Raw genomic sequence first — 11,173 nt, forward strand, 5'->3', positions numbered from 1 at the left:
AAGCGGGAAGATCAAGGTCGATCTTCCCTTGTGACTCAGACCTTATTTAATACTAACACCATGTCAGCTGTGCCATCTTCAAAATGAATGTCGACTTCAAAGCCCAATTTTTGAGCAAGCGTCAGCATTCCTCGGTTTGTCGGCATGGTCATCCCTGATATTTGTACAGTACCTTTTAAACGACAGTAATCGATGACTTTTTGCAGCAAAATTTTTCCTAAGCCGTTTCCTTTAAGATCGGAGCGGATCAAAATAGCAAATTCAGCATCGGTATTTTCTGGGTTAATTAGTGCTCGAGAAACCCCAATAATCTTGCCTTCACCATCATTATTGTCAACGGCAACAAAAGCCATCTCTCTGTCGTAATCAATTTGGGTAAAGTTGGCTAATGCCTCGTGGTTGAACTCGCCAACATCAGAGAAAAAGCGCTTGTATAAATCTTCTTTCGAGACGTTATGAATAAACTCTGCGTGCTGTGGTTCATCTTCCGGCAAGATAGGCCGTAACATCACAACAGAATTGTCTCGTAGCGTCACCTGTTCCTCAAGTTCACTTGGATAAGGACGAATCGCCAGCCTACTGTGTCCATCACCTTGAAATGGTTTTAATATTAAATCAGCATCAAGGATCGTAAATTGGCTTCCATTAGCAAGCACTGGATGTATATCCAGCTCGTGAATTTGTGGACAATCTATTATCATTTGCGAAATTCGCACCAGAAATTCAGACAAGCCATTAACATTCATCGGTTCTGGTAATTTTTGTAGCCTAATTTTGCCTCCACGAATTGCCCTTACAATCAAATAACGGGCTAATGTCATATTGAGTGGCGGCAAAGCGGCTGCAGCGTCAATGGCTTCATCCCATTCTGATCCACCTTGCCCTAGCAAGATCACCGGGCCAAAAGTCGCATCTGTTTTAACCTTAATACGTAACTCTTCTCCGCCAGCGAGTTTAGCCATTCCTTGAACCAATAAGCCATGAATATTAGCTGATGGATAGGAGAGCTGCGTTCGGTCTAAGATTGCTTGAGCGGCGTTTGCCACTTCATGGCTATTGCGTAAGTTAAGCATCACGCCCTGAACATCGGACTTATGGGCAATATCTGGTGATCTCAATTTCACTGCGACAGGGTAACCAATTTGTTCCGCAATATGGACTGCTTCACTCGCATCAGAAGCTATCCATGTCGGCAACACATCAAAATTAAAGCACTTAAACAGTGTACCTATTTGATGAGTATCTAAATGCAAAGTGGATTGCTCGCCAAGCTGCTTATTAATCCACTGTTGTGCGGTGTGGATTTCTGAAACATGAACGGGCTCTGCAGTAGTTGGGGTTTCCATCAACTGTTTTTGATTGCGCCTATATTCGACCAGATGCATGAATGCGACCACAGCACTTTCTGGAGTACGATAAGTTGGAATACCTGCCTGAGTGAATATTTGTCTAGCAGGACGAGCTGTTAATTCTCCAGACCAATTGGTTAAGATATTGAAATGTTTATGCCTTGGATGCGCTCTAATCGCATCAACAACGGCTTGTGCCGTCTGCTCTGATTGCGCAATAGCTGAAGGACTATGCATGATAAGAATTGCATCGGCTTCATCACTATCTAGCAGTGCATTAAGCGTATTGACGTACCTTGTGTGATCCGCATCGCCAACCATATCGATAGGATTACTATGTGACCAACTATCAGGTAAACATTGATTCAATTTCTTAAAAATATGTTCTTCAAGCTCCGCCAGCTTTCCACCGCGCTCAAGCAAAGTATCCACCGCCATAATCGCAGGGCCGCCACCATTTGTAATGATGGCCAATCGTTCACCTCTAAGTGGTACAGAGTGGGTAAGAGTCTCTACCGCGGCAAATAATTCATGGGTATTATTGACTCGTAGCATACCAGTTCGCTTAATCGCGGAGTCATAAATAATGTCTAGAGTATCATCACCCCCTGTATGAGCTTGTGCTGCTTTACGACCCGCCAGAGTTCGGCCGCCTTTGAGCACCAGTATTCTTCGATTGCGTGAAGCCGCTCGTGCAGCGGACATAAAACGCCTTGCGTCTTTTATTGTGTCAACATACAAAAGGATCGCGTCGGTATGCCTATCTGTACTAAGGCAATCAAGTAGATCGGCAAAGTCAATGTCACTGGCGTTGCCTAATGAAATAAATGCGGAAAATCCAATTTGTTTATCGTTAGCCCAATCCAAAATGGTGGTACAAACGGCAGCGGATTGAGAAATAAACGCGATATTGCCTTTCAATGCCGTTACTGGAGAAAACGAGGCGTTGAAATTAAGCCAAGGCAAAATTAAACCTAAACTGTTGGGGCCGAGCACACGAATTGCTGCTGATTTAGCGATTTCTGAGCACTGTTTTTGGATCTCAATACCCTGATCGTCAAGTTTGTACATATCAGACGAAAGTACAATGACAGATGAAATTCCTTTTGCCGCTAACTGTTTAAAAATGGCTACGTTTCTTGTTGCATGGGTACAGAGGATTGCGATGTCAGGAACGATAGGTAATGCATCGATGGTTTTGTAAGCTAAAACACCACAAACGGACGGGTAATAAGGGGTAACAGGCATGATTGCGCCATCGAATCCACCTTGCAGCAAATTCTTCATAACAATGTTGCCTGCGCGAAAAGGCCTGACGGACGCACCAATGACTGCGATTGATTTCGGTTTTAAAAATGGGCTTAAATTATTCATGTAGCTACACCATTCATTAGTGAACTGCTGCTAGCTTAACCAACAAATGGTGAACTTGTTGGCGATATTCGTTTGAATGTGATCGTTTTGGCAGCGGACATATGCGACTTTGTGCCACAAATCACAGTGTAAGGGTATATAATTAAAAAGCGTGCTTGATTCTGGGCGTCGCTATCGGCATGATTTATAGTAATTTCTACTTAAGGCGTTGAACATTTCATGAAAAAAATAGCAATTGTCGGTTTATCACTCCTTTTGGCTGCTTGTGCTTCAGATACTTACATTACTGATGTGACATCTGAAAGTCACCGCGAAGAGTACAAAGTCGCCTCTGTACAGCAACCAGTAATGACTCAAGATGGTATGGCGAATGGGATTTCTGAAAGCAACGTTGAACCAAACGTTGTAAAAATGCCGCCAAAAGCTGTAGAAAAACAAGTCGCTCAAACTAAACCTGCGGTTGCTATTATTCCACCAACCGCCAAACAAAAAGCAATGAACCCACGTTTTGGCTACACGATTCAGGTGGTTGCGGTTGGTTCACAAACCAAAGTTGATCAATTCGCGAGCAAATTACCGACAGCTGACAATCAACCGATTTGGGAAAACTACAAAGTCGTAAATGGCACTAAGTGGTATACCGTTCTTTATGGGGATTATGCAACACGTGCAGATGCACTAGAAGCTATCAATACGCTTCCCGCTGAATTCCAGGCAATGAAGCCGTTCGCGAAAAGCATCGATGCTATTAAGAATTCTGAGTTTCCAACGCTCAACAAGTTAAATTAACCTCTGTTGAACTATACCGACTACTGATGTTAAAGAGGGGCGAAAGCCCCTTAATTGTTTGGTATTTAAGCAGTTAAGTCCAAAAATTACATTTGCTTAGCTAAAATTGTGTAACTTCTTGCTGAATTGATTATGATGTTTAATTAGCTTATCTAGTAACATCACGGACAGATTTTAATGACAACAACAATCCTTCTACTGTGTGGTGGCGGTTCTTCTGAGCATGAAGTATCGCTTGTTTCTGCTAACTATTTACAAGCTCAACTTGAGATGACAAAGAGTTTCAATGTTATTCGGGTTGAAATGAAAGATGATGGTTGGTATAGCGAGCAAGGTGAGTTGAGTTATTTAGATACCAATGCTGCAACGTTAAACACTAGCAGTAGTTCGACAAAAATCGACTTTGTCGTGCCATGTATCCATGGATTTCCAGGGGAAACTGGCGATATTCAATCCATGCTTGAATTAGCTGGCATTCCTTATCTAGGCTGTGGTCCTGAAGCCAGCTCTAACAGCTTTAATAAAATCACTTCCAAGCTGTGGTATGACGCTCTGGGCATCCCAAATACGCCTTATTTATTTTTGACTGACAACAATGCCCAAGCTTATCAGCAATGCGAAAAAGCATTATCAGAGTGGGGCGCCATATTTGTAAAAGCTGCACGGCAAGGCTCATCAGTTGGGTGTTACAAGGTCACAAATGTTCAGCAGTTAGCTACAGCGATTGATTCTGCATTCAGTTATTCAGAGCAGGTGCTGGTTGAAAAGGCGCTCAAACCACGTGAACTAGAAGTTGCGGCTTACCAAATTGATGATGTTCTGTATTTATCTAAACCAGGAGAAGTGATTGCTCCAGAAGATGCGTTTTATACTTATGAAGAAAAATACAGTGCAGATAGCCATTCAATGACGGAAATTGAAGCAAAAAATCTTACGGATCAGCAGTTAGCATCGATAAGGCATTGTGCAGAAAAAGTGTTTACGCATATGAAGTTAAGACACTTATCTCGAATTGATTTCTTTTTAACGGCCGATGGTGCAATTTATCTAAATGAAGTCAATACCTTCCCAGGCATGACTCCGATTTCAATGTTCCCGAAAATGCTGGAACATAACGGCCATTGTTTTCATGAATTCCTTGCAAATTGCGTGACAACGTCACTCAAAGCCAAGGTTTAATCGTTTTAAATTTCATTTTCTCCTGGTCTGCGGTGTGAGTTTTACCAATATATTGGGCTGGCATCGCAGGGCTTAACCACCGTCCAAATTGTTGAATATCTCTCATCTTATAACCTTGCTTCGCTAATTCTTGCGCCGCTCCTATTCGTGTCGATTGGCCTGAAAATTTTAGGTTCATCAGACCTAGCTGCTTACCTGCATTACGCAAAATACGAAAAATCGACGCATCATTGAGCGATTTTGAAGAAATATTACCGTGACGATCTATAGAGCAAAAAACAATACCTTCATTTCTGTTAACAATTGTCAGCCAACGATTAAGCGCTAATGAAGCCCTATCGGAAAGAGAATAGTTTGCTTCCCCAACATGTACTGTTATCGCTAACTCATTATCTATACTGATTTGTTCACGCTCGAAGAATTTAAGTTCTCCTCGTTTGAGCACGCATTCAAACATCACATAATAAATAGCGAGATCTCGGATGTCTTTTTTATATTCAGAACGTGAGAGTCGCTCATCCAAGGCGAATAGATGCTCTTGGGTAAATGCCATTGCTTGTTTTGCGTCATCTAACTTCTCTAATCTGAGGTTGGCAAGTGACATTTGAACTTTACGGTTTGTGGTTGGATCATTTAAAGAGAGTAATGAGTGTATGATACCAATAGTGACCGCGTAACGTCTTATGGTCGAGTATTTGCGAGTTCTTGCTTCATATTCAATAAATTGCCTAACTGCTGTCACTGATGCCGGCAAAGGAGATACATGCTTTGAAATACAGAAAGAAACAAAGTGATTCCAATCTTTTGTCATCGCGAGTAAAGAGTTTCTGGAATATTGATTTTGTACTAGTTGTTGGAACTGCTCTAAACGAATGGGTGAAGAAAATTCACTAAGCTTTTGTTTTAAAATAATAGGATCTGTGATGACGGGAATGTTTTTTCTCATCTTAATGCACTATAACAACAAAAATTATCAATAAATATACTTGATAACGGCGTAGATACAATTATTATTTAATTAACCACAATTAAAAGACCAGATAAAATATGGCTATTTCGATATATCGAGGTTTTAACCTTAAATCGGCTCCTAATTCCACTGAAATATGGCAAGTGAAAATTAAAAACCATGTTTTGACTGGAAACCTTGCTGCGGTGAAAAAAAGCATAGACTGGTGGTGTGATACAGCATCTATTATTGACCCGCGTGAATTCAATTCTGTTGGACAAAAACGGAATGTAACCTCTGGACACCAAGAACAATTTGGTGGCTTTACTCTTAAAAACGATACCGGTGAAGCTAACGCTTGGTATTGCTTTTTTAATGGTCGCTTAATCAAAGGTTCTAAAGTGGCTATTCAAAAACATATCGAAGCTTTTTTGCTAGCAAAGCAAAAAGCAGAACAAATGAAGAAGTAATAATTTATGACGCTTGTATATTCAACTGATTTAGGTCGTATTAAATCAGAGCCTGAGAAAGTAGAACGGCCGAAAGGTGATGGTATTGTCAGAATTCATCGCCAAACCAAAGGTCGAAAAGGTAAAGGCGTAAGCATAATTACCGGACTAGACTTAGATGATGCTCCATTAAAGTTATTGGCAGCAGAATTGAAAAAAGTATGCGGATGTGGCGGTTCAGTAAAAGATGGCGACATCGAAATACAAGGTGATGTACGAGACAAAGTCAAGCTTCACCTTGAAAAGAAAGGTTTAACTGTTAAGCTATCTGGTGGTTGATGCTTAAATTGAACAATCTCCTCAATCGCATAGATAATCTATGTGATTGAGTTGAGGAAATATAACCAACACCGCTGTAGCTTCAAGCAAGCGAACTTAATTGTCATTGCTAGATGATGATACCCATAATTTTCTTATCTCTCACTGTTTAAGCTCCATGTATCTCTCATGTGAGTAAATTTTCGAGAGCGAAACAACCAAGCAACATTGATCGCGTTTTTATCACGATGTTTTCTTATAGTTTCATTGAGTTACAGTTTGAAACACTTCCTTTTTATCTTCTTTTATTTTTCTGACAAATCAAGCGGTATGATTGCTGTATTTTTAACGAATCCTGTTCTAATAAGATTATAAATAATGCAAAAGAAACCACTTGCGGCACTTATTGCTACAACACTCATCTTAGTTGGGTGCGGTGAAACGGAAAACGTTCAAACCCAAACTCCATTGCCACTTGTTGAAACACAACAAGTTATTCTTGTCGAGCATCAACCAAGTAAATCTTATATTGGCCGCATCGAGGCGATAGAAGACACAAATATTACTGCTCAAGTTTCTGGTTATCTGCAGGCCCGTCATTTTAAAGAAGGACAAGTGGTCGAAAAGGGTGATTTGTTGTACACCATCGAGCCATCATCATTCGAAGCTCAGCTAGCAAGTGCAAAAGCGGCTGTAGCGCAAGCTAATGCTGCGCTCAAAAAAGCACAGCTTGACCATGTGAGAGGCAATGAACTCCTTCCACGTGGCAGTATTTCTCAATCTGAATTTGATGCATTAACGGCGGCATTGCATGGTGGCCGTGCTGAATTAGAAGCGGCAAAAGCAAAATTAAAACTAGCCGAAGTTAATCTTTCATACACTCAAATACGAGCTCCTTTTAGTGGCCGTATTAGTGATAGTAAAGTCAGTTCTGGTGATTTAGTCTCCCCATCAACAGGTATTTTGGCTACGCTTGTGAGCTTAGATCCTATCAATACGGCCTTTAGTGTTAGTGAACGAGAGCGTATTGCTTTAGGTATGGATAAAATTAAAGGTGATGGAACAACACAAGCGACTGGCGTTGAAGTGCTACTAGAGCTCGAAAATGGCGAGCAATACCCTTATTTAGGTCAGCTAAATTACTTAGGCAATCGAATTAATCTAAGTACTGGCACTATTGATATGCGTGCCGTTATTCCCAACCCCGAACAGCGACTTCTTCCCGGCCAACACATCAAAATCAACCTTCGTGAAAGCGTTGCTAAAAATGTTATCGTTATCCCACGTCGTGCAGTCCAAACAGACTTAGAGGGTGATTTTGTTATGGTGATGTCAGACGATAATATTGCAGAACGTCGCAATGTCGACTTGGGGCCTCAAGTTGAGCAAGGTATTAGCATCAATCAAGGCCTATCACTTAATGATGTGGTGATCACCCAAGGTCTACAACGTGTCCGCAATGGTGTTGAAGTTCGTACTCAAACGCCAACAACGACCAATCAATAAGGGGGCGAAATGTTAAGTCGTTTCTTTATTCAAAGACCTAAGTTTGCATTGGTCATATCTATTATTCTTACTTTAGCAGGGGCGATATCCCTGGCTATTTTACCCGTCGCTGAATATCCGAAGATCAGCCCGCCATCTGTTAGCGTGACGGCGTTTTATACTGGTGCAAGTGCCGAAGTTGTCGAACAAGCTATTGCTGACCCCATAGAGACGTCAGTAAATGGTGTCGAGAACATGATCTACATGTCCTCGAAAAGTGCCAATGATGGCTCGTACAGCCTAAACGTGACATTCGATGTTGGTACTGACCCTGATATGGCACAAGTTAACGTCCAAAACCGTGTTGCTCAGATCGAGTCCAAGCTTCCACAAGAAGTGAGAATGGCTGGCGTCACTGTGAAAAAACGTTCGCCAGATCTGTTAATGGTACTCAATTTCTATTCACCGGATGGAAAATATGACGATCAATTTCTGATTAACTACATCAACCTTAACGTTAAAGATCAACTCGCACGTGTAAAAGGTATTAGTGAGGTTAATGTCATTGGTGGGGGCGAATATGCAATGCGTATTTGGCTTAACCCAGAAAAAATGGCTAATTTAAAATTAACAACGTCCGATATTCAATCCGCTTTAACTGAGCAGAATGTGCAAGTTGCAGCGGGGCGTATTGGCGCTGCTCCATATAGTAGTGCTCAAGAGGTGCAGTTTAATCTGGTAACAAAAGGGCGTTTGGAAAGTGTCGGTGAGTTTGAAAATGTTATTTTGCGTTCGAATCCTGATGGCTCTACGGTTTACTTGAAGGACGTCGCACGGGTTGAATTAGGCAAAAAATTCTATGATGGTAACGGTACATTCCGAGGCCAAGAAGCATCGATCGTTGCATTATCATTACAATCAGACGCCAACGCGTTGGAAAGCGGTAAAGCCGTTATGGCGTTGTTACAACAACTTAGCCATAATTTTCCAGATGGCATGGCCTTTGAAACCAGTTATGACACAACCGTGTTTGTTGCTGAATCTATCAAAGGTGTGGTTAAAACGCTGATCGAAGCGATATTACTGGTTATTGCCGTCACTTACTTATTTTTGGGTAGCGCACGCGCAACCCTGATTCCCGTTTTTGCCATTCCAGTCTCATTGATTGGTACATTTGCCATTATGCAAACTACCGGCTTCACGATTAATACTGTGACTTTGTTTGGTCTTATTTTAGCCATTGGTATTGTTGTTGATGACGCTATTTTGGTGATTGAAAACGTAGATACAACAATGGCTAAAGATCCAACGATGTCTCCGCGTAAGGCAACGCTTATCGCAATGAAGGAGGTAACAGGCCCAATTATCACTTCAACGCTTGTATTACTTGCGGTATTTCTTCCTGTCGCCATGCTACCCGGTATCACAGGTATCATGTATCGACAGTTCGCATTAACTATCTGTATTTCAGTTGTTATTTCATCGATTAATGCACTAACTCTGTCTCCTGCGCTGTGTTCACTGGTTCTGAAACAAGGCGGTGAAAATACGGCAAGTTGGTTTAAGGCTTTTAACCGAGGCTTAGACAAAGTGACACAAGGCTACGGTCAAATTGCAGGTTTCTTGGTTAAAAAATCTTTACTGCTGATTACTTTCTTCCTACTTGCACTTGCTGCTGTCTCGTTCTTTGCTAAAAATACTTCAACTGCTTTCGTTCCACAGGAAGATAAGGGAATATTATTAGTCAATGTTCAATTACCTGACTCTGCTTCTTTATCTCGAACGGAAGAAGTGACTTCACAACTGATGCAAATTCTTGAAGAAGAGCAGGGGGTTGATGGCGTTACCGTTGCCAATGGCTATTCATTCATGACTGGTGCCGCTGCATCAAACGGGGCATCTCTGTTTGTTAAATTACACAGTTGGGATATGCGTAACAGCCTAGCCGGTGATCATTCTGCTGCTGCAATCTCGGCACGGATTAATGGACGTGCCGCTCTGGAAATGCCACAAGCGGTTGTATTTGCAATGGGACCACCGGCAGTGCCAGGAATGGGAGCCGCTTCTGGATTTGAATTTGTACTGGAAGATACATTAGGCCGTAGCCGTACCGACTTAGCGATGGTAATGGGTGAAATGCTTCAGGCTGCTAATCAACAACCTGAAATTGCTTATACTTTTAGTACATTCCGAGCCAATGTTCCTCATTATTATGTCGATATTGATCGTGAAAAGGCAAAACAATTAGGTATTCCTTTATCCTCTATATTCCAAACGCTACAGGGTAACTTAGGCTCAGTTTACGTTAATGACTTTACCATGTTTGGTAAAAATTTCCGTGTCACAATGCAGGCTGATAGTGAACATCGTAATAGCATGGAAAACCTTGAGCAGTTCCATGTACGATCTGCTAATGGAACAATGATTCCATTAAGTACACTAGTTAGTCATACACAAGTGTTTGAGCCGGATGTGGCATGGCGCTATAACATGTACCGCAGTGCGATTATCCAAGGTCAACCGGCACCGGGTTATTCCAGTGGTGATGCTATTGCTGCGATGGAGCGAGTCGCCGCTCAAGTATTGCCGCAAGGTTACCAATACGAATGGACAGGTATGGCTTACCAGGAAGTTCTCGCCGGTAACCAAGCCATTTTTGCTTTTGCGCTTGCGCTCATTTTCATCTATCTATTTATGGTGGCACAGTACGAAAGTTGGAGTATTCCTTTGGCCATCATTTTAGTGGTGCCGATTGCAACCTTAGGTTCATTCTTAGCACTTAACCTGATGGGAATGCCATTGAATTTGTATGCTCAAATCGGTTTAGTCTTGCTGATAGCATTAGCGGCAAAGAATGCGATCTTAATAGTAGAGTTCGCAAAAATGGAGCGAGAAGAGAAAGATATTGCTATTGATGAAGCTGCGGTTCATGGTGGTAAATTACGTTTTCGTGCCGTGAATATGACATCGTGGTCATTTATCTTAGGTATTTTCCCTCTGATTTTTGCTTCGGGGGCTGGGCATGTCAGTCAAAACTCTCTCGGTGTATCACTTATCGGTGGGCTACTATGCGTGCTTCTTGCTGGGACATGTTTGATCCCTGGTTTCTACGCCTTAATCCAAAAACAACGAGAGAAGTATCATGGTGGCAACACAAAACTTGTACCATTAGATGATGAAGACTGACTAAATAACTCAAATCCCAAAGTCATACTTTGGGATTTTTGATGTTGGATATTTTCAGATTAATAGTCATATAGTTAAAATGGTAACTATATGAC

Annotated in this window: 8 protein-coding genes; 6 read left to right on the top strand and 2 right to left on the bottom strand. The window is 41.7% G+C overall.

The window, feature by feature from the left end; translation table 11 throughout:
- Positions 1-35: 35 nt before the first annotated feature.
- A complete protein-coding gene (locus HGG78_RS16020; RefSeq protein ID WP_172533502.1) occupies positions 36-2,723 on the bottom strand; it encodes a bifunctional acetate--CoA ligase family protein/GNAT family N-acetyltransferase in 2,688 nt (895 codons plus the stop codon).
- A 219-nt stretch (positions 2,724-2,942) separates the two neighbouring features.
- Between HGG78_RS16020 and HGG78_RS16025 the strand changes: the two genes are divergently transcribed.
- Together HGG78_RS16025 and HGG78_RS16030 are read left to right on the top strand one after the other, a co-directional pair.
- Positions 2,943-3,512: an SPOR domain-containing protein gene (locus HGG78_RS16025; protein WP_172533503.1), complete on the top strand. Its 570-nt coding sequence runs from the start codon at positions 2,943-2,945 to the stop codon at positions 3,510-3,512.
- Positions 3,513-3,689: 177 nt separating this feature from the next.
- Entirely contained in the window at positions 3,690-4,691 is a 1,002-nt protein-coding gene (locus HGG78_RS16030) for a D-alanine--D-alanine ligase (RefSeq protein ID WP_172533504.1), read from the top strand.
- Here HGG78_RS16030 and HGG78_RS16035 read toward each other — a convergent pair.
- Positions 4,675-5,637 (bottom strand): tyrosine-type recombinase/integrase, encoded by a 963-nt coding sequence (locus HGG78_RS16035; RefSeq protein WP_172533505.1) that lies wholly within the window; start codon positions 5,635-5,637, stop codon positions 4,675-4,677. The two genes, HGG78_RS16030 and HGG78_RS16035, sit on opposite strands and share 17 nt — an antisense overlap.
- Positions 5,638-5,738: 101 nt before the next feature.
- Between HGG78_RS16035 and HGG78_RS16040 the strand changes: the two genes are divergently transcribed.
- The 4 genes from HGG78_RS16040 to HGG78_RS16055 all read left to right on the top strand — a co-directional run bounded on the left by HGG78_RS16040 (position 5,739) and on the right by HGG78_RS16055 (position 11,078).
- Positions 5,739-6,110: a DUF3319 domain-containing protein gene (locus HGG78_RS16040; RefSeq protein ID WP_053312101.1), complete on the top strand. Its 372-nt coding sequence runs from the start codon at positions 5,739-5,741 to the stop codon at positions 6,108-6,110.
- 6 nt (positions 6,111-6,116) lie between these two features.
- Positions 6,117-6,428, top strand: a complete 312-nt coding sequence (yciH, locus tag HGG78_RS16045) for a stress response translation initiation inhibitor YciH (RefSeq protein ID WP_172533506.1) — start codon at positions 6,117-6,119, stop codon at positions 6,426-6,428.
- A gap of 357 nt (positions 6,429-6,785) precedes the next feature.
- A complete protein-coding gene (locus tag HGG78_RS16050) occupies positions 6,786-7,913 on the top strand; it encodes an efflux RND transporter periplasmic adaptor subunit (protein WP_172533507.1) in 1,128 nt (375 codons plus the stop codon).
- Between the two features lie 9 nt (positions 7,914-7,922).
- On the top strand, positions 7,923-11,078 hold the full coding sequence (locus HGG78_RS16055; protein ID WP_172533508.1) for an efflux RND transporter permease subunit: 3,156 nt from the start codon (positions 7,923-7,925) through the stop codon (positions 11,076-11,078).
- The last annotated feature ends 95 nt before the right edge of the window (positions 11,079-11,173 follow it).

This window comes from Vibrio aestuarianus, assembly GCF_012395185.1.
Taxonomy (GTDB): Bacteria; Pseudomonadota; Gammaproteobacteria; order Enterobacterales; family Vibrionaceae; genus Vibrio; species Vibrio aestuarianus.

Bases quoted from the DNA above. Each gene is read 5' to 3' on its own strand.
- HGG78_RS16020 (WP_172533502.1), bottom strand. From the start codon at position 2,723: ATGAATAATTTAAGCCCATTTTTAAAACCGAAATCAATCGCAGTCATT.
- HGG78_RS16025 (WP_172533503.1), top strand. From the start codon at position 2,943: ATGAAAAAAATAGCAATTGTCGGTTTATCACTCCTTTTGGCTGCTTGT.
- HGG78_RS16030 (WP_172533504.1), top strand. From the start codon at position 3,690: ATGACAACAACAATCCTTCTACTGTGTGGTGGCGGTTCTTCTGAGCAT.
- HGG78_RS16035 (WP_172533505.1), bottom strand. From the start codon at position 5,637: ATGAGAAAAAACATTCCCGTCATCACAGATCCTATTATTTTAAAACAA.
- HGG78_RS16040 (WP_053312101.1), top strand. From the start codon at position 5,739: ATGGCTATTTCGATATATCGAGGTTTTAACCTTAAATCGGCTCCTAAT.
- yciH (WP_172533506.1), top strand. From the start codon at position 6,117: ATGACGCTTGTATATTCAACTGATTTAGGTCGTATTAAATCAGAGCCT.
- HGG78_RS16050 (WP_172533507.1), top strand. From the start codon at position 6,786: ATGCAAAAGAAACCACTTGCGGCACTTATTGCTACAACACTCATCTTA.
- HGG78_RS16055 (WP_172533508.1), top strand. From the start codon at position 7,923: ATGTTAAGTCGTTTCTTTATTCAAAGACCTAAGTTTGCATTGGTCATA.